This window comes from Plantactinospora mayteni, from assembly GCF_016862935.1.
Taxonomy (GTDB): Bacteria; Actinomycetota; Actinomycetes; order Mycobacteriales; family Micromonosporaceae; genus Plantactinospora; species Plantactinospora mayteni.
In genome coordinates this window covers 135,559-153,974 of the sequence record NZ_BONX01000052.1, presented here as the reverse complement: position 1 = coordinate 153,974, position 18,416 = coordinate 135,559, and the positions used below count along the sequence as shown (strand labels likewise).

Sequence of the window (18,416 nt, the reverse complement as noted above, 5' to 3'; positions counted from 1 at the left end):
TTCGCACGCATCTCCGAGATCATCACCGTCGGTGGCGAAGTACCGGAGGTTCGCGTCCTCCAGGCAGACACGGGAGGCGGCGGGTGGGACGGTAACGGCTCCGGTCGAGGCGACCGGTGGGGTACCGATCGACCTAGTCCGAGGGGTCGCACCCGCTTGAAGGAGGACTCCTCCGATGAATCCATCACGTCTTCACCTCTACCTCCTGTTCGGTGGCGCGACCCATTGACATACGTCCGATGTTTCGAGAACATTATCGAGTCATCTCCATCTCTCAACATCTACCGCCGGCCGTCCAGGCCGGCGTGTGGATGGCGCGTGCGCAGGGAAGGACGCCATGCGATCAACAATCCGGATCGGACTGTCGTTGCTGGTGGCGATGGCGGCGACGATCGTCATCCCATCGGCACCGGTCGCCGCCGCGCCGGGCGACAACTACGTCGTCGATGACGCGTTGAGTGGAACCCGCACCCGCTGGTTCGACGAGGCACGCTTCGGCATGTTCATCCATTTCGGCCCGTACGCCGTTTACCAGGGTCAATACGGGACGTGTCGCGAGGTCGAGTGGATCAAGCGGCAGTGCAACATCCCGTGGAGCGACTACGAGGCCAAGGCCGCCACCTTCAGGCCCACGTCGTTCGACGCGAACGCGATCGTGCAGATGGCCAAACAGGCAGGCCAGAAGTACATCGTCATCACCTCCAAGCACCACGACGGGTTCGCTATGTGGCCCACCAGCGTCAACCGGTGGAACCTTCGCGACCACTCCGGCTTCTCCCGCGACCTGCTGCGCGAGCTCAAGGACGCCGCGACCGCCAACGGCATCAAGCTCGGGTTCTACTACTCGATCTGGGACTGGCACGATCCGGATTTCGTCGCGAACTTCCCGGCGTACGTCACCAAGATGAAGGCGCAACTGCAGGAACTCGTGACCAACTACGATCCCGCGCTTCTGTGGTTCGACGGCGAGTGGGCCGAGACCAACCCCACCAACCCGTGGTCGGAACAGAACGGCGAGGATCTGGAGCGGTTCGTTCGCGCCATCTCACCCCAGGTCGTCACCAACAACCGGATCGGCAAGCGCCGCCTCGTCGACGGCGACTACGGCACGCCTGAGCAGGCTCTCGCCGGCTCCCCGCCATCGGCGCAACTCCAGGAAACCTGCATGACCATCAACAACACATGGGGGTACGCGGCCTGGGACACCAACTTCAAGTCACCCACCCAACTCGTGCGCGACCTGGCCCACCTCACGAGCAACGGCGCCAACCTCCTGCTCAACATCGGTCCCACCCCCACCGGGACGGTCACGGCGGGACAGTCCGCCGCCCTCAACGGCGTCGGCACCTGGATGACCACCAACGGCGCGGCCATCACCGGCGCCGGCTACACGGGCCTGGTCGGCCAGCCCACCTGGGGCAAGGTCACCCGCAAGGGCAACAAGCTCTACCTCGTCGTCAACAACTGGGCCACGACTCTGCACCTCAGCCAACGGTCGCCGTTCACAGTCACGGGCGCCCGGGTGCTCGGCAGCGCGTCACCGGTGAGTGTGCGCCCCTCCGGCGACGGGTACGACTTCCTGCCGAGCGGCGGCGCCACCAACGTCATCGCCACCGTCATCGAGGCCGACATCACCACCCCCACACCCGCGGCGGTCGGCACCGGCTCCGGGCTCAAGGCGGAATTCTGGAACAACGCCACATTCACCGGCGCACCAGCGGTCACCCGTACGGACCCCACCGTCAACTACGCCTGGCGTTTCAGCGGCTCCCCCGCCCCCTCGATCGGCACCGACAACTTCGCCAGCCGCTGGACCGGCTCGATCGAGCCCCGATACTCCGAGAGGTACACCTTCACCGCCGTCTCCGACGACACCATCCGGCTGTGGATCGACGGGCAACTCATCATCGACAACACCGTGCCCCACGCACCCACCGTCGACCAGGGCAGTGTCACACTCACCGCCGGCCGTCACGACATCCGCCTGGAACAGACCGACCAAGGCGGCTCGGCATACATGAAGCTCATCTGGAGCAGCCCCAACACACCCGCCCAGATCGTGCCGCGGTCGCAGCTCTATCCGACCACCGGCACGGTCCAGCGGTTCAACGACAACGTGGCGACGTACAGCACTGGCTGGGCGGTCAGCAGCGGCCGCGGCCTTGGCGACTACAACGACGACGTGCACTACACGACCAACAACGGTGCGTCGTTCACCTACACGTTCAACGGCACCGGCATCGACTACCTGTCGGAGCGCAACTCCGACCAGGGCCTGGTGGACATCTACCTCGACGGTGTCCTACGAGCCACAGTAGACACCGGCAGCAGCACCCGCCTCACACAACAGGTCGTCTACACCGTCCGCGGACTACCGCAGGGTTCACACACCCTGCGCGGCGTCAAACGATCGGGCACGTACATGCTCGTAGACCGCTTCGACGTGGTCGTTCAGTAGCGGAGGCAGCCGGCGGGGTTGGCCCCCCGCCGGCGTCGCCCCAACGCGAGCGACAGCGACCGACCGGACCTCGTGGGCGCCGGTGGGCCGGGCTCGACTCAGGGGCGCACCGGACCCGCCCTCGGGCCGCCGCAGCCCACCTGACCGAGTGCTGCGACGACACCACCCAAGTCCGACCGAACCACCCTTTGACTGGACGTTTAGTCCCTCTTCCTTGCGGTAACAGTGGGTTCATATATCGACACCTGCCGTCGAGCAGGTCCAGTATGACCGGAATCGGTGCTGGCAGGTGACTCACATCCGATCGATACGAGGGCTTTCGATCCCTCAATCGTGTCTCGTTCGCCTTCATGGTGAAAGCAGCGCACCGGCGGTCCGCCGGACCAGCGGGCCGTGGCGGTACGACACCATCATGTCTGAACGTCGCGCCTACCCGTCCGACCTGTCCGACGCCCGTTGGGCGCTGGTCGAAGCCCGACTCACCGCCTGGCGACAGGCCCGCACCGACGCCGGCGTCGGTGGCCGCGTCGCCGCCCACGACCTGCGCGAGATCCTCAACGCCATCCTGTACGTCAACCGCACCGGCATAGCCTGGCGATACCTGCCCCACGACCTGCCGCCCCACCAGACCGTCTACGCCTACTTCGCCGCCTGGACCAAGGAGGGCATCTTCACCGAACTGAACTACCACTGAGAGTCGTCGTTTCAGGGCCCGCACCGGTGGCGCTGTGGCTCGTCGGCCGATGCCTGGACCTGCTTCGGACGGCGAGGGGGATAAGCCAAGTCGAGGCCGGGGCTGCCATCGGGAGCAGCGTGAGAATCATTCGTGGCATCGAGACCGGCACCCGTCCTGTCCGTCCCGGTGAGCTGACCGCGCTGTGCCGGCTGTACCAGCCCAGCGCGGCAGTCGAGGCGCGGTTGCGCAGCCTCGCCGCCGACAGCACTCCACTCTCGGCTACCTCGGCCCCGCCGCCTACGAGGCCACCGCCTACCCGGGCGGCCCGATCGGCAAGGTAGCGTGAGATCAACTTATCGATCCTGTCCGTCGGGAGACCAGTCCCGACTCGTACGCGGCGATCACCAGTTGGGTACGGTCGCGGGCGTCGAGTTTGGTGAGCAGGTGGCTGACGTGGGTCTTCACGGTGGCGAGGCTGACCCGCAGCCGCTGCGCGATCTCGGCGTTGGAGAGCCCACGGGCGACGAGGACGAGGACCTCGCGTTCCCGCCCGGTGACGTCCGCCATCCTCCCACCGAACGGGCCGACCGGTTCGTGGCTGCGGGCGAACTCCGCGATCAGCCGCCGGGTGACCGACGGAGCCAGCAGACCGTCACCGGCCGCGACCACCCGGATGGCCGACAACAGATCACTCGGCGGGGTGTCCTTGAGCAGAAAGCCGCTCGCCCCGGCCCGCAACGCGGCGTAGACGTACAAGTCGAGATCAAACATGGTGAGCATCAACACCCGGACCTTCGCCGTCTCCGGCGAGCCGCAGATCCGCCGGGTGGCCTCGATCCCGTCCAGTTCGGGCATCCGGACGTCCATCAGCACGACGTCTGGTGCCGTCAGCCGGGCAAGCTCCACCGCCCGGCGGCCGGTGTCCGCCTCGCCGACAACCACGAAGCCCGGTTCGTCCTCGATCAGGACCCGGAAGCTGCCCCTCAGCAGTGCCTGATCGTCGGCAACCAGCACCCGGACGGCATCACTCATGCCGTCTCCTCGCTTCGCTCGTCGGCGGCGTGAGCCTTGAACTGGGCTGGCTGATTCCCTCGCTGCGTCCGCTCATGGCCGCTCATGGCCGCCCCTGGACCGATCGCCGCGCCGGTTGGCAGGGGATCCGGGCGGTGACCTGATAACCACCCTCCGGCCGTGGTCCGGCGGCGAACTGCCCGCCGTACATCAGGACCCGCTCCCGCATCCCGGTCAGGCCGTGTCCGGCATCGGTGAGTCCGTCGCCGGTGTGCCCACCGGCCTCACGCGCACCGCCATCGCGCCCGTCGTCGGTCACCTGGATCCGCACCTCGACTCCGGTCGCCTCGACTGTCACCCGGCACCGGGTCGGCGCCGCGTGCTTGGCGGCGTTCGTCAACGACTCCTGCACGATCCGGTAGATCGTCAACCCCATCGCCTCGGACACCTGATCCATACCGTCGACCGCCAACTCCACCCGTACGCCGGAGGTCGCCGCCCGCTCGACGAGCGCGGGCAGTCCCTCGGGCCCCGGCGCCGGTGCCAGGTCCGGCGCCGCCCCATCCTCCGTAGGACCGTCCACCGCCCGTTGCGTCGTCGACCCGTCCTCGTCGTACGCCTCCGAGCGCAGCACCCCGAGCATCTGCCGCATCTCGGCGAGGGCGTTCCGACTGGTCTCCTCGATGACCCGCAGCGCATCGGCCACCTCACCGGGTCGGGTCCGTACCACGTGGTTGGCGACCGCGGCCTTGACCGCGATGATGCCGACGCTGTGCGCGACGATGTCGTGCAGCTCGCGGGCGATCCGCAACCGTTCCGTGGTCACCGCCGACCGGGCCAACTGCTCGGCCGCCCGCGCCGCGGTGGTCCGCTGCTGCCGGACGGCGCTGCCCAGCAGCCACGAGCCGCCGACGAGCAGCCAACCGATGATGATCAGGCCTGGCCCCTCCTGCCACCAGTACGCGTGCGCGCTGCTGGCCGGGCGCGACGGTACCGTTCCGGCGATCCCGAGCGCCGTCAGAACGGCGGCCGGCACCCACCACCGCCCCGCCGCGGCGACCCCGACGGTGTAGAGCGCCACCGCCGTGGCGAGGAACGGGTCCGTCAGCACCCCGAGCGGCAACGCCAGCACCGACCCGCTCAGGACCACGGCCAGCACCGGCAACGGCCACGGCCGTCGTACGGCGAGCGGCAGTCCGATCGCGGCGGTCATCGCGTCCGCCGCCCAGCCGGGCAGTTCCGCCGATACTGGGGCGGACCCCTGGGTGTGCCGCAGCAGCAGGAGCGCCCCGACGTAACCGGCCGCGCCGAGGCAGTCCAGCGCGACCAGTCGTCGGTGACCCGGTCGGTTGACCGAACTCACGAATCCCGGCGCCGCATGCTCAGATAGCCGGCCAGTACGGCCGCGAGCGTCCAGAGCAGCAGCACTCCGATCCCGCTCCACGGGCCGAGGACGGTGTCGTCCGGCGGCTCCCGGCGCAGGATGATGCTGCCGGCCGCGTCGGGCAGGAACTGGGCCACGGTACGCACCTTCGGCAGGTTGTTCAGGATCTCCGACCCCATGAAGAAGATCGGCACCAGGATACCCAGCGTCAGGGCTGAGCTGCGCAGCATGGTCGCCAGCCCCATCGAGAACGCGCACGCCAACGTCAGGTAGAGGACGGCACCGATGATCGCCCGGGGTACGCCGTCGTCGGTGACGGCCGCGTTGTGCGCACCGCCGATGGCCGCCTGCGCGGTGAAGAACGTGACGAGGGTGACGACGGCGGCAACGACGAACGCGATCGACGTCCCGGTGACCACCTTCGCCGTGTAGAAAACGCCCCGCCGGGGCACTGCCGCCAGCGAGGAGCTGATCGTCCCGGTGGCGTACTCACCGCTGGTCAGCAACACGCCGAAGACGACCAGGGCGATCATGCTGAGCCGGAGACCGTTGAATCCCGAACCGACCGGGTCGAATGACGCTCTCCCCTCCGGGCTCATCCCGTCGTACGCGCCGCGCAGCACCATCCCGAACAGTAGGGCGATGCCGACGCTCGCCGCGAAGCACAGCACCAGGGACCCGAGCGACGACCGCAGGGTACGGGCCTTGGTCCATTCGAACGCGATTGCCGATCCGAGAGCCGATCCGAGAGCCGGTGCGGAAGCCGATCCGACGGCCGATCCAGTGGATGCCATGGTCATTCCGCCCCTCCGGTCGACCGCACGGCCGACCGCTCCGCCCGATGACCCACCGAGTCGGCGGTGAGCCGCATGAAGGCTTCCTCCAGCGACGCCGACTGCACGCTCACCTCGTGGACCGTCACCCGGCTCTGCGCGACCAGTGCACCCACGGTCTCGACCGGCGCACCGGTCACCTCCAACGTTGCATCGGGACCGCTGTCGGCCCGGACACCCGCCCCGGCCAGTACGTCCCGAAGCCGCTCCGGCTCCGGCGTACGGATCCGGATGTAGGAACGGGAATTGGCGGCGATGAACGCCTCGACGGTGGTGTCTGCCAGCAGCCGACCCTTGCCGACCACGATCAGGTGGTCGGCGGTCAGTGCCATCTCGCTCATCAGGTGGCTGGACACCAGGATCGTCCGGCCCTCTGCCGCCAACCGCTTCATGAAGTCGCGGATCCAGCGGATGCCCTCCGGGTCGAGCCCGTTCACCGGCTCGTCCAGCAGCAGTACCGGCGGGTCGCCGAGCAGCGCCGCGGCGACGCCGAGCCGCTGGGCCATGCCGAGGGAGAGAGCGCCGGCACGCCGCCGAAGCACGCCTTCCAGGCCGACCGTTCCGAGTACCTCCCGGACCCGGCTCTCCGGAATCCGGTTGCTGCGGGCCAACCCGAGCAGGTGGTGGTACGACGTCCGCCCCGGATGCACCGCCCTCGCTTCGAGCAGGGCTCCAACCTGCCGCAACGGCTCCGCCAGTTCGCGATAGGGCCGCCCGCCGATCAGTGCCGCACCCCGGGTCGGCCGGGTCAGTCCGAGCAGAGCCCGCATCGTGGTCGACTTGCCCGCCCCGTTCGGGCCGAGAAAACCGGTCACCTGGCCCGGCTTCACCTTGAAGGAGAGCCCGTCGACGGCGACCGCATCCCCATACCGTTTCGTCAGGTCACATACCTCGATCATGGCCCGAAGAATGGCCCAGGGGCCGAGGTCGGCACATCGGGCCCGGGACTGTCATCCCCGAGACTGAGCCGCAGACGTTGAACGGTTGCCACGATCGGTGACAGGCGGTCGACCTGTCAGTCCGTAGGCGCCGTGGCGGTCGGGTCGGCCCGGCGGGAGAGGGGAAACCCGCTGAACAGGCGGATCATTCCCAAGTACTGCAACCGCATGTCCAGAGCGGAGATCATCAGCCCGAGCCGAGAACTCCCAGCTCACAGCCTGTGCGGCAGATTGTGGCGCGGTACAGGTTCAGATGTTGGTTCCGAGCGCGGTCCCCGTCTTCACCGCTTCGGAGTTCGCCGCGGTCTCCGTCGTGGCCGCGCCGTCGGCGGTTCCGGCCTGCGGGGCGCCCCCTGCGGCCTCGTCATGACCGCTGACGCTCGGCTTGACGCCGGGCAGCAGCGTCGTTGCCAGCAGTGCCAGGACGAGCGCGACGCCGGCACCGACGAGGGCCGTGACATGCAGCCCGTGGGTGAACGCCTCACGGGCGACGGCGAGCAGCGCCCGGGTCACGATCAGCATCTCGGCGCTGGTGGACAGCGCGGCGAGCACCGAGGCGACGCCGAAGGCGGCGGCACCGGTCAGCAGCAGTTTGCGCCGCCCGATCCGGTCACCGAGCGTTCCCATGGTGATGAGGAGGCCGGCGACCAGGAACCCGTAAATGTCCATGATCCACAGCCGCTCCGGACGGCCAGGTCGAACACCGCGCGTTCGACCTGGCCGTCCAGCCGCCGGTAAGCGACGCGACGCGCGGGCCGGCGTGGCCCCCGCCGAGCCACCCGGCGCCACCCGCTGGGACTTCGCCCACTGAGCCAGCCATGGCGTGGAGGCTGGTCGAGGCTGTGAGGGTCGTTGTGTGTCTGGTCAGCGGTCGGCGAGTTCGGCGAGGATCTCCACCAGCTCGGGTCGGTCGAACGGGCCGACGTGGGGTGCCGCGACGCTTCGCACGTCGGTCGGGTTGTCCGGGGTGAGGCGGTCGGCCTCGGTGATGAACCGGTCCTGTAGCGCGGGAGGGATCAGCCGGTCGTGGGTGAAGCGCACGTACGTCCGGGGAATCCGTCCCCAGGTGTGCGCTTCGCCGCGGGCGTCGGCCAGGGGGATGCTGGCGGGCTCGTCAGGCTCGAGCGTGTTGAGCAGCCGGCTTACCGCCTCGTCGGTGAAGTCGCCGGCGAGGCACTGCTTGATGCCGTCGATCACGGACGGGTCGGCCGAACGCCAGTTGATCCGGGCCACCCCCAGAATCGCCGGATCGGCGACCACTGCCCGGGTCACCAGGGGGAGCAGACTGTCGCTGTTCTCTGGCGTGGTCAGGTAGGCGGCCATGTTCGGCAGGTCGACACAGCAGTACGCCGCCATGTAGACGACCCGATCGAGCAGTTCGGGGATGGCGTTGCCGACCCTGCTGACGGTGACGCCGCCCTGGCTGGCGCCGGCCAGGATCACCGGCCCGTGTCGGCGGGCGCGGCGCACCACGTCGACGACGCGCTCGACGTAGTCGTCGATGGTGATCTTGGCGAGCGGTGACGGCTCGGTCGCCAACCCTTCGAGGTCCTGCGGGGCCTGGTACGAGCGGGGGAAGAAACCTTCGGCGCCGTGTCCCGGAAGGTCGACGGCCACGCAGCGGTGCCCCCGCAAGGTGAGTTCGGTGATCAGTGCTGAGCAGAGATGCGAGGAGGAGTTGGTGCCATGTACGAAGACCAGGGTCGGCGGTCGACGATCGCCAGCGGTGGTGTCTTTCGTCGTCATCGAAATTCTCCCTTGTGCTCGTGAAATTGGTGGAGTCGTCAACGGCGCGTCTGGCGCCACATCGGCCACAGGAGCGGGCTGTCCGCCACGCGAACCGGTTCGCCGAGGTCCTCGAAGCCGTACCGGAGGTAGAGGGCACGGCTCCGGGGCGAACTCGCCTCCAGATACACGGCGAGCCCATCGGTGTCCGCTTGCTCCAACCGGTGGCGCAACATCGCCGAGCCGAGTCCGGCGCCCTGGCGCCCGCCCACCACCCCCATGCACGAGAGGTAGAGGTGCGGTTCACCAAGTGGATGCCGCTCGGCCAGGGCCCGCCCCAGAGTCCACAACCGTGCGCCGTTCTCACCGAAAACCGAGTTCTGGTCCGGGTCGGGCGCGTCCGGACGTTCCTCGTCGGGTGCCTGGCCCTGAGTCAACGCCAGCCACACCGAGGCACCCTCACCACGGCCGGCCAGATATGCCTCGGCGGCGTGCCGATCCAGGAGGCGGCCGTAGAAGTGCGACTGGAGGCGACCGCGTTCACCCGATGCGGGGAAGAGCCAACAGGCGACCGGGTCGTCCATGAACGCCTCGGTGAGGATGTCCGATACCGTCTGCCGGTCTGCGTCATCCGCCCGCCGCACGAATGCGTACGGTGTATCTTTTGGCATGCGTACATCGTATCGCCACACCGGCGAGGATTGCGGCAATGTCCCTTGCCCAAGCCGAGAAAGTGCACTAGCCGGACCAGAATTGAACTAGCACACTCCGGTCGGCGTCAGCCGCCCGCCGCACGAGTAGTGCGTGCGGTGTAACCTCTACCATGCGTACACCGTATCGCCCGAGACGGCGGAATTGGACCGTTATCTTCCAGCTACAGCAGAGAAAGTGTGCTAGTCCGACGAGAATCGAACTAGTACATTCCAGGTGCACGACGACCGCACCAGCAGATCGGAGAGTACCCATGCCTTCGCCGACGCCGCGCCTGGATCCGCCATATCGGCGGATCGTCGAGGAGATCCGTGCCCGCATCCTGACCGGTGATCTGCGGCCTGGCGACCGGATACCCTCCGTCCGGCAAATCGCCCAGCGATGGGGCGTCGCGACCGCGACCGCGACCAGAGCGATGGCGACCCTCCGCGACAACGGGCTGGTCGAAGCGAGGGTCGGTTCCGGCACGGTGGTCAGTAACCACACGAGCCGCAAGCGCCCGGTCAGCCCGGCCGCAGCACAGAGGTCGCGGCAAGCCGGCACGTCAAAGCAGCCGCTGAGCCGGAAGCATGTTCTCCGCGCCGCCATCGCAATCGCTGACGTCGAGGGGCTCGACGCAGTGTCGATGCGACGTCTCGGGGCCGACCTCGGCGTGGGCCCGATGTCGCTCTACCGGCACGTGGCGAACAAGGACGAACTGGTGACGCAGATGGCTGACGAGGTCTTCGGCGAATCCGAACTGCCCGTCCCAGGACCGCCGGGGTGGCGGGCGAAACTCGAACTGGTCGCCCGCCAACAGTGGGAACTGTGCAGGCGACACCTTTGGCTGCCCAGGGCCGTGTCGTTCACCCGTCCGGCGCTCGCGCCCAACTTGATGGCGCAAACCGAGTGGACCCTGCGCGCGCTCGACGGGCTCGGGCTGCCCATGGCGACACGTATCCGCGAGGCGCTCACGCTCCACGGACTGGTCGCCACCGTCGCGCTGTCCTTGGCTGCCGAGGTCGAATCGGAGCAGGAAACCGGTGTCACGCTCGATGGGTGGCGGCTGGCACAGCAGAAGCGAACCGACCAACTCCTCGACAGCGGAAGATTTCCACTGCTGGCGACGATCCCGACGGAAACAGCGTCGGACCTGGGTGGACTCTTCGAGTATGGTCTCGCACGCCATCTCGACGGCTTCGCCACCCTGATGAAGGATCACGCCCGAACGCGGTCATGAGGGTGCGTCGGATGGCGGACGCGTTGCCGTCACACCGTGGCCGCTCGTCAGCGTGCCCGGTGCGGGTCATCTCCCGCCAAAGCCGGACGACGAAGACTGCCGAGCGTGCGAACGCGAACCAGAACGGTGCCGTGCCTCCGTGATGGCTGCCCAGGATACCGCCGACGGTCGAACCGACCACCAGGCCGCCGTACACGCTGATGGTGGTGCGCGGCCCTGGAGGTGCACCGGGACCGCGCGCTGCCTGATGGTGATCGAGCTCGTGTGCCAGCCGAGCACGTGGGCGCCGAAGATGAAGAAGATCAGCATGGCGACCAAACGCCGAGGTGGCCACGGCGAGGCGAAGTGCGCGAGGGTTTCGATGACGAGCCCTGGGCGCATCACGGTGCCCAGACTGCGTTTCCTGCCCGTCTGATGGCCGTCGACATCGCGGGGGTCGAGATGGTCATGCTCGATGCCGATGCCGCCGGCTGTATCAGTGAGCCCTTTTCATCGTGATGGGCCTGGTCGCGATGGGTGCGCGGAGCCGGTGTCGACATAGGACGAGGCTCCCGGTAAGACAGCAGTCGACCAAGATCAGATGCCCCAACCGGGAGCCTCGCTGTGCTGCCTTACCCGTCCACGATCGCGCTGTCCAGCCGCACCCTGAACCACCTGGCCGACCTCATCCGCGCCGAACGCATTCGGCGCCGAGGGCGCTGGTGGCGCCTCGACGTGGTCCACCCCGAGTCGCTGCGCCATCCGCTGCATCGACCCACGCCGGCCGTCCAGCATCAGCCCTCGCAGGTACCGCAACCCGGTCGCCCGCATCGACTCCGCTCGGATCAACTCGTGAGTCGGGGAAGCTCCTCGGAGACCAGCTCCCCAAGCGCCTGAACCGTCTCGGCATCGATCCACTCGGGAAGGTGGTCGAGGGCGATGCGTACGGCCTCGGTGGTGCGCTCCGGGGAGGGCTGCCGGAAGGCTGCGGCTTCCAGCCAGTCCCTCAGCGAGAGAACCCACGAGTCCGGGCGGCCGGAACCCCACCACCGGTTGGCTTCGGCCAGGGTCTCGGCGAGGTGAGAACGCTCGGCGTTCGCGTACGCCAGGCAGATCAGGCGTTCCACCAGACGTTCCACGTCGTCGGCGGCCAGCACCGATTCCCAGAGCCGGCCGAGCAGCCGGTTTCTGTCGCATCGGTTGACGGTCGCCAGAATGCGAAGGACATCTCGGCGCCGATCCGGTTCGTCGACGTCGTCGAGAAGGTCGAACCACCCGGCCACGTTCGTATCGACCAACGCTTTCCCGGCCGCCCGGAACAGGACGAGGGTCTGCGAACGATAGTCCTGCCCCCAACAACTGGACTGCGGCCCCTCGTCGACGGCGTCAGCGATGCGCGTCAACAGGTGCAGGCTGCCGTCGCGGTACGTGGTCCTCGGATCCTGGGCCAACCGCACCAGGAACGGCACGCTCGGAGGAGTCGCATCCCGCATGCAGTACGTGGCGAGTTCGCCGGAGGTCCGGACGAGGCGCTCCTCCAGTTCACGTACGGCGCGACTCCCCAGGTCACTCCAGTCCTCCCCGATCGAAGGGTCGTCGTGGCCCCACAGGGCATGCAACAGCCGGGGAACCTCGCCACGATCGCCACGACCATCCAGGAGTATGCGCCAGTCGACGTCGTACAGGCCGGCTATCGGGGAAGAGTCCATCGAGACTCTCACCCCTGCCGGAGTGAGTCGCTGGTGAACACCGCGATGTCCCGGCCAAAGCAGACGACAATGTGTCCGTCCGGGGAGACGGTCAGCGCGGTCACGTGGTTGGGGACCACCAGGGCCGGACCGATCTGCCGTCGTGTGGTGAGGTCCCATACCCACACCGCCCCCCACCGGTCAGCGACGGCGGCAACCGGGTGGCCGTGCACGGTGGCCACAGTGCCCAGGCGGTGTGCCCGGTGAGCGGCTCGCCGATCCGCTGCTTCGTGGTGAGGTCCCAGAGCTGTATCGCCTTGTCCTGTCCGGCGACGACCACCGGTCGGCCGTCGAGGGTCGCCACGGCGACCGCCCGCACGGTACGGGAGCGGCGCGGGCCGCCCCACCCCCAGCACCGGCGGCATCACCGCCAGATCCCCCGTGGACTGCCAGGCCCACCGTGCGGCCCACCCCCGGACCTGTCCGAACAGAGTTGACCGACCGGACGACTCTCGATCTCGCATGCCGCGAGGCTATCCCTCCCGCACACCCGCCTCGGTCGCGAGACAGTCGTGCAGTCGGCTGGCGCCGGCGAGCATCGCAACCGTCTGGCGGGTCAGTTCCACGTGCCGCTGCGCGAATCGCGGGCTGGGGCTGGATCAGCTTCCTGGTCGCCGTCGTCATCGAGATACCCACACAGCTCCGCAGCCGCCGCCCCGGCGGCATCCGTCACCAACCCCGACGCATTCCCGGCCCGCGCCTCCAACAACGCGCCGCCGCCGTGATCATCGCCGCCGCCATCGGCATCATCGCCGCCCCGGCACTGTCCTCCGCAGCCATCTCGACCACCCCGGCCCACCGCCGGCGGCGCTGGGCGGATTCCCGGAGATCCTGGGACGCCGGATCGATCAGGGGGAGGGCTCGTCCTCTCGGCTTGTCCGGTGGTCTCGGCGGTCGTGCTCCGCCGTGTCGCGGAACAGTGACGGGCCGAAGCCGATGGTCAGGGTGAGCTGAGACGGTGGCAGCCCGAGCGCTTCGCCGGTGTCATCCGGCGGCGCTTGCGGGATGCCACCGACCGCGCCGACGTGGCCGGCGTACGCGGTGAACTCGCTGGTCCTGCCTCCGGTGGTGATCTGACCGGCGGAGTTGGGACGTCCGAGCCCGACACCGATGGCTACGCTCCGTTCAGCAGGGGTTGGTGCTGGTCTTCGTCGCCGACTTGATCTCGCGCCCGTCCGGCAGGACGATCACCACGTACCAGCGCTGGGTCGGCGGGCCGTCCACCAGCCCGGTGTCGTACTCCGTGAACCGGGTGGGCCCGCCGCTCATCGGGGAGCCCGCCCAGGTGTCGCTGCTGAACAACATGCGCAGCCATGCCTCCGTTGCCCGGCTGCCATTGTGCAGTTGCGCGGTCACCCCGAGCCTGAAGCTCCCGCCGTCGCAGAACGGCGCGCTGCTCGCGGTGACGTACGGCTGGACCTGGGCCTGGGTCGGCGTGGGGCGCCGGGTCGCGGTCGGCGGTCTGGTGGTGCGGACCGGCGTGGTTCTGGCCGGGGGCCGGGCCCGGGGCGGGGTGGTCCTGACGGTGGTGGGCGTACTGCCGGCCGGCGGGGTGAGCGAGGGCAGCGGAGTGGCGCCCGGCGGTGGTAGAGGCACGGCGGGCAGCGGCAGCGCCGCGCTCGGCGGTGCGGCGATGTCCCGTTCCGGCGGGGACGGAGCGGCGCCGAGCCAGCCCGCGACCGCGACCGCGACGACCACCAGTACGGCGGCCCCGACGACCAGGCCGCCTGAAAACCGCGAGGAGTCGCCGGATCCGGCGGAGGCGGTCTCCGGATCCGGCGTCCCACCCGTCGCCGCCGCAGCCGGCAATGTCCGGGACACCCCGGTTGCCGTGCTGCCGGCAGCACGGTCCACCGGTCCGGCCGCCGCATCGCCGGCCGGGTCACGCCCGGGTCCGTCGCCGGTGGGGTTGCCGATCCGGCCCGCACCGGATCCGCCGCTGGCGGAATTGCCGGTCCGGCCCACACTGGACACGCCGGTCGCTGGTGGATCGTCGGGAACCGCGGACGGCTCGCCGGCCGGGCGGCGAGCGGGGCCCGCACCGGTGTCGCTGGCGCCCGCCAGCAACCGCGCACCACAGGCCGGTTCCAGGCAGTAGGCCGAGTTGCTGTTGTCCACGGTGCCGCAGGCGGGGCAGACCTTGGTCGTCATCTCGCCAGCTCGCTCCTGGTAGTTGGGCTGGTGCCGGGGATACGGGGTCGCCGACCTGTCCACCGGTGCGCCGGTGACCGTGGACGGCACCGGCTTCTTCATGGGCTCGGTCGCCGGCGGGTCAGCCGCATCGTGGAGCTGAAGGACCACCGAGCACGTCAACCCGCTACCCGCAGGAGTACCCGTTCGATCCGGAATCGGAGACCGTCTTGCCGTCGGTCAACGTGGCGGTGACGGTCCAGGACACGTACGACCCGCCGACGAACTCCCAGCCACTGGTGTCCGGCATCCGGCCGCTGAACGACCGGCCACTCTTGCTGAGCGTGACCGTGCCGGCGTTACTCGCCGGACCGTATTCGTTGGTGTCGTAGGAGATCCGGACGCTGCGGATGTTCGCAGACGTGTTGGTCACGCTGCCGCTGACATAGACGCCCCAGCCCTCGTCAAGTTGGGTGCACTCGACCCGACCGTTCGCCGACATCCGGGCCTGCGGGGCAGGGGGCTTCGGCGCTGGGGCCGTGGTACGGGCCGGTGGCGGCTTGCGTTTCGTCGGTGGCGGCTTGGCCGGCGCGGCCCGGGGCGGCCGGGGTGGGGACGTGCTGACCCGTGGGGTCGCCCGCGTCGGCGTCGGCGTCGGCGGTGTGGCCGGGTTCGAGGTCGGTGGCGGGAGCGGGATACCGAGCGCTGGTGCGGTCGCGCTCGATCCCGCCTCGGACCTCGGGTCGCCGGTCGAGTTCCGATCGCCTGTCGCTATTGCCACTCCGATGCCCACCAACACCACCGAGATGGCCGACAGCGGCAGCAACAACCGGCGGCCGGGCCGGGCTGAGTGCTGCGTGGGCGCGGCGGACGTACTCGTCGCCGGGGCGGCACCGGCCGTCTCCGGCTGGACGTCCCGGTCGGGTACGGGCACGGTGTGCGAACGTACCGCTGCCTGCGGCGCTGCCGGCTCCACTGTCTCGGGTCGCCCCGCGGCTACCGCCGGTCGGGTCGCCTCTGCCGCAGCGGGTGGGTCGGCGGCAGCCGGTGGGTTCTCCGCCGCCGGTGGGGGGCCGGTTGGGTGTGGGTCGGCGGCTGCCGGAGGGATGGTCTGCCGGCCGGTACCGGTCGGCTCGGCGGGTGCAACGGTGTCCGTCCCCTTCAACGAGGCAGCGTGCCCGCGGACCCGGATCAACGTGCCGAACCTGGCCCGTATCCCGGCGAGCGTAGCCGTGGGCGGGGCCGCCGGCTCGGCCGGCGCGGACACGGCGGAAGCCCCCGGCGTTGCCGTGGGCGGGGCCTCCGGTTCGGTCGGCGCGGACACGGCCGGCACAGACATGGCGGAAGCCTCCGGCTCGGACACGGTCGGCTTGGCCGGCTCGGCGATCGGTGCGGTCGGCGGGGCCGCAACCTTCGGGGCCGCCGGTGTGCCGCCCTGTTGCTCCGGCACCGCCGGCCCGGCGCCCTCGCCAGGAGCCGCCGGGCCGGTGGTGCCAGCGGCCGTGGCGGGTGCCGCTGCGGGGGGCAGCGGCCGAGGCGCGGCGGAGCGGGACACCGGCGCTGCGGAACGTGCGGCCGGCGGCTCGGAACGCGCGGTTGCTACACCGGAGGCGGCGGGCTCGGATGGCGGGTCCAGCAGAGAGGTGCCGCCAGCCGTGACCCCGCCAGCCGTGACCCCGTCGGCGGTGGGTTCCGGGTCGCGCCTCGCCTGGTTGCCCGCGGCGGCGCCGTCGGTGGTCCCGCCGCCTCTGGCGGCCTTGGCCGGCCCCGCCAAACCGGCCCTGGTCCGCTCGGCTGATCCCGGCTTGGCCCGGCCCACCAAACCGGTTCCGGTCCGCTCGGGGGTCGGCTCGGCCTTTACCCTGGCCGCCTTGGCAGACATGACCGGTTTGCTCCGGGCGCCCCTTCGCACGGGCTCGACGGACCCGGCTGGTGCTGACTGCTCCGTCGAGGTCGGAATCGGTGGCTCCGCCGGTCCGGACTTCTCGGCCGGCTGGGCCGGACGTGCCTCCGCGTCGGACGTCGGCGGCTGCGCCGGCCGCTTGGTAACCACCAGCAGCGCGCCGCAACTCGGGTTCAGGCAGTAGACCGAGCCGTCCTCATCGGGCTCTCCGCAGGAGGGACAGGTGGTCACAGGCACGGGATGTTCACCGCTCCAGACGGGTAGCTGGTCATGCGGGCATGGACGGTCGGTCGTGACCCGGTTACCGCATCGGGCCGCACCGGGTCACGGCCGACCTCAACTCAGGTGCTGTAGGTGACGACCGACTGTTGCTCCGATTCCTGCTGTCGCGCCGGCGGCGCCTTCTTCTTGTCCGCCGGCCGGCCGCTGATCGACTGCGGCGTGGTGACCGGTTCCTGGCCCACGACGCGCGGGGCGCCGCCACCGCGGGCGGTACGCCGCGCCTGCCGGCCCGAGAGCGCGCCCCCGTGCCCCCCGGCGGGAGGAACCATCGGCGGGATCATGGGCGGCACCGCCGGCGCACCGGCGGCACCGACCGGAGGCCGGACCGCGCCGACCAGGCTGGTCCCGGCGCCCTCCGCCCCGGCGAGACGCCCGAGGAGGTCGGTCGATACGGCCGGAGCCCCGCTGCCGATGCGTCCCGCACCCGCACCGCCACCCGGCCCGCCGCCGACTCCGCCCGAACCGATACCGGAGCCACCGGAACCGGTGCCGGACGACCCGTCCGCGCGACCGCCGGGAACGTACGGGACGAGCGGCGGCACGACGGGTACCCCCGGGCTGCCCGGCATGTTCGGAGCCGTCGGCGGGGGCGGTACGTCCGTACCGGACTGATCGCCGGCCGTCGGTGGCTGGCCGACCTGCGGTACGTCACTCTGCGGCGGCGCGGTCTGCTGCTCCGGTGCCTGGAAGGGGCTGTTCTGCGGCGTCGTGTTCTGCGGGGGCACGATGGGGACGTCGGTCCGGGTCGCGTTCGGTTGCTTGGTGTCCGGCGGGTTGGTGTCCGGCTGCTTGGTGTTCGGCCCGGTCGTGCCGGGCGGGCCAGCCGGCGGACCACCGGGCGGGGCATCCACATTCGTACTGGTGGGAGCCGTCGGAGCGGCCACGACATCCTGTAGCCCGACGTACGGCCCGGGCGACTCCCAGGGGGTCAGTCGGGCAATCTCCCCAGCCGCGTCGGCAGCCACCGCCCGGGCCTGCCTGTCGAACGCCTCGCGGAGCTGACTCTCCTGATAGCCGAGCAGGTCGTATCCCTGTCCAAGCTGTTTCCCGGCGTTCTCCTCGCGGAGTCTCGCCAGCGCCTGGTCGCGCTCCAGGACGAGTTGGAGAAGCTGGTTCTGCGCCGACTCCACCTTCATCGCGACCATCTCGATGCCGGCCGCCCGAACCTCGGCCTGCTTCCGCCACTGCTCCATCCGGTCGACCGCCTGGCCGGCGCTGTCGACGAACGCGGAGGCGGCCTTGCCTTTCCAGTGGCCGGCCAGACCTCGGGTCTCGGCGTCCAGCGTCTGCGCGCCTTCGCCGATCGCCTTCCGGTAGTTCTTCCAGTGGGTCGCTATGTTGCCCAGGGCCCCGAGGTCGACACTGTTGAACATGCCGGCGATGTCGTCGAGGGTGTACTGCTCCCAGTTGGTAGCCATG

16 protein-coding genes and 3 pseudogenes are annotated in these 18,416 nt (G+C 69.8%); 6 read left to right on the top strand and 13 right to left on the bottom strand.

What is annotated here, in order from left to right:
- Positions 1 to 337 precede the first annotated feature (337 nt).
- From Pma05_RS34325 to Pma05_RS44135, 3 genes and pseudogenes are all read left to right on the top strand, one after another.
- Positions 338 to 2,458 (top strand): alpha-L-fucosidase, encoded by a 2,121-nt coding sequence (locus Pma05_RS34325; protein ID WP_239313679.1) that lies wholly within the window; start codon positions 338 to 340, stop codon positions 2,456 to 2,458.
- A gap of 412 nt (positions 2,459 to 2,870) precedes the next feature.
- Positions 2,871 to 3,146: pseudogene (locus Pma05_RS34320) on the top strand (transposase); the annotation flags it as partial.
- Positions 3,147 to 3,178: 32 nt separating this feature from the next.
- Positions 3,179 to 3,475 (top strand): helix-turn-helix domain-containing protein, encoded by a 297-nt coding sequence (locus Pma05_RS44135; RefSeq protein ID WP_203861678.1) that lies wholly within the window; start codon positions 3,179 to 3,181, stop codon positions 3,473 to 3,475.
- Between the two features lie 7 nt (positions 3,476 to 3,482).
- Here the strand turns inward: Pma05_RS44135 and Pma05_RS34310 are convergent, their stop codons facing one another.
- From Pma05_RS34310 to Pma05_RS34280, 7 genes and pseudogenes are all read right to left on the bottom strand, one after another.
- Positions 3,483 to 4,166, bottom strand: a complete 684-nt coding sequence (locus tag Pma05_RS34310; protein WP_203861677.1) for a response regulator — start codon at positions 4,164 to 4,166, stop codon at positions 3,483 to 3,485.
- 82 nt (positions 4,167 to 4,248) lie between these two features.
- A complete protein-coding gene (locus Pma05_RS34305; RefSeq protein WP_203861676.1) occupies positions 4,249 to 5,508 on the bottom strand; it encodes a sensor histidine kinase in 1,260 nt (419 codons plus the stop codon).
- Positions 5,505 to 6,323 (bottom strand): ABC transporter permease subunit, encoded by an 819-nt coding sequence (locus Pma05_RS34300; protein WP_203861675.1) that lies wholly within the window; start codon positions 6,321 to 6,323, stop codon positions 5,505 to 5,507. Before Pma05_RS34300 ends, Pma05_RS34305 begins: the two co-directional genes overlap by 4 nt.
- Positions 6,324 to 6,325: 2 nt before the next feature.
- Positions 6,326 to 7,261 carry an ABC transporter ATP-binding protein gene (locus Pma05_RS34295; RefSeq protein ID WP_203861674.1) on the bottom strand — a complete coding sequence of 312 codons (936 nt, stop codon included), beginning with the start codon at positions 7,259 to 7,261 and terminating at the stop codon, positions 6,326 to 6,328.
- A 516-nt stretch (positions 7,262 to 7,777) separates the two neighbouring features.
- A pseudogene (locus Pma05_RS34290) lies at positions 7,778 to 7,981 on the bottom strand (MFS transporter); the annotation flags it as partial.
- Between the two features lie 183 nt (positions 7,982 to 8,164).
- Entirely contained in the window at positions 8,165 to 9,046 is an 882-nt protein-coding gene (locus Pma05_RS34285; RefSeq protein WP_203861673.1) for an alpha/beta fold hydrolase, read from the bottom strand.
- Between the two features lie 38 nt (positions 9,047 to 9,084).
- The gene (locus tag Pma05_RS34280) at positions 9,085 to 9,696 is read right to left on the bottom strand and encodes a GNAT family N-acetyltransferase (RefSeq protein ID WP_203861672.1); all 612 of its coding nucleotides are present in this window, start codon (positions 9,694 to 9,696) and stop codon (positions 9,085 to 9,087) included.
- A 293-nt stretch (positions 9,697 to 9,989) separates the two neighbouring features.
- Here Pma05_RS34280 and Pma05_RS34275 point away from each other — a divergent pair, with 293 nt between their 5' ends.
- From Pma05_RS34275 to Pma05_RS34265, 3 genes and pseudogenes are all read left to right on the top strand, one after another.
- On the top strand, positions 9,990 to 10,955 hold the full coding sequence (locus Pma05_RS34275; protein ID WP_239313678.1) for a GntR family transcriptional regulator: 966 nt from the start codon (positions 9,990 to 9,992) through the stop codon (positions 10,953 to 10,955).
- Positions 10,956 to 11,219: 264 nt separating this feature from the next.
- Positions 11,220 to 11,453 carry a hypothetical protein gene (locus tag Pma05_RS44130; protein WP_203861671.1) on the top strand — a complete coding sequence of 78 codons (234 nt, stop codon included), beginning with the start codon at positions 11,220 to 11,222 and terminating at the stop codon, positions 11,451 to 11,453.
- Positions 11,454 to 11,558: 105 nt separating this feature from the next.
- Positions 11,559 to 11,669: pseudogene (locus Pma05_RS34265) on the top strand (IS5/IS1182 family transposase); the annotation flags it as partial.
- A 110-nt stretch (positions 11,670 to 11,779) separates the two neighbouring features.
- On the opposite strand, the gene Pma05_RS34260 reads toward Pma05_RS34265, so the two are convergent.
- The 6 genes from Pma05_RS34260 to Pma05_RS34235 all read right to left on the bottom strand — a co-directional run bounded on the left by Pma05_RS34260 (position 11,780) and on the right by Pma05_RS34235 (position 18,415).
- A complete protein-coding gene (locus Pma05_RS34260; RefSeq protein ID WP_203861670.1) occupies positions 11,780 to 12,403 on the bottom strand; it encodes a hypothetical protein in 624 nt (207 codons plus the stop codon).
- A gap of 248 nt (positions 12,404 to 12,651) precedes the next feature.
- Entirely contained in the window at positions 12,652 to 12,810 is a 159-nt protein-coding gene (locus Pma05_RS34255) for a hypothetical protein (RefSeq protein WP_203861669.1), read from the bottom strand.
- 720 nt (positions 12,811 to 13,530) lie between these two features.
- A complete protein-coding gene (locus Pma05_RS43055) occupies positions 13,531 to 13,689 on the bottom strand; it encodes a Dyp-type peroxidase domain-containing protein (RefSeq protein ID WP_275414799.1) in 159 nt (52 codons plus the stop codon).
- 118 nt (positions 13,690 to 13,807) lie between these two features.
- On the bottom strand, positions 13,808 to 14,935 hold the full coding sequence (locus Pma05_RS34245; protein ID WP_203861668.1) for a hypothetical protein: 1,128 nt from the start codon (positions 14,933 to 14,935) through the stop codon (positions 13,808 to 13,810).
- A 64-nt stretch (positions 14,936 to 14,999) separates the two neighbouring features.
- Positions 15,000 to 15,746, bottom strand: coding sequence for a hypothetical protein (locus tag Pma05_RS34240; RefSeq protein WP_203861667.1), 747 nt, complete (start codon positions 15,744 to 15,746; stop codon positions 15,000 to 15,002).
- 1,310 nt (positions 15,747 to 17,056) lie between these two features.
- Positions 17,057 to 18,415, bottom strand: a complete 1,359-nt coding sequence (locus Pma05_RS34235) for a hypothetical protein (RefSeq protein WP_203861666.1) — start codon at positions 18,413 to 18,415, stop codon at positions 17,057 to 17,059.
- Between the last annotated feature and the right edge of the window lies 1 nt (position 18,416).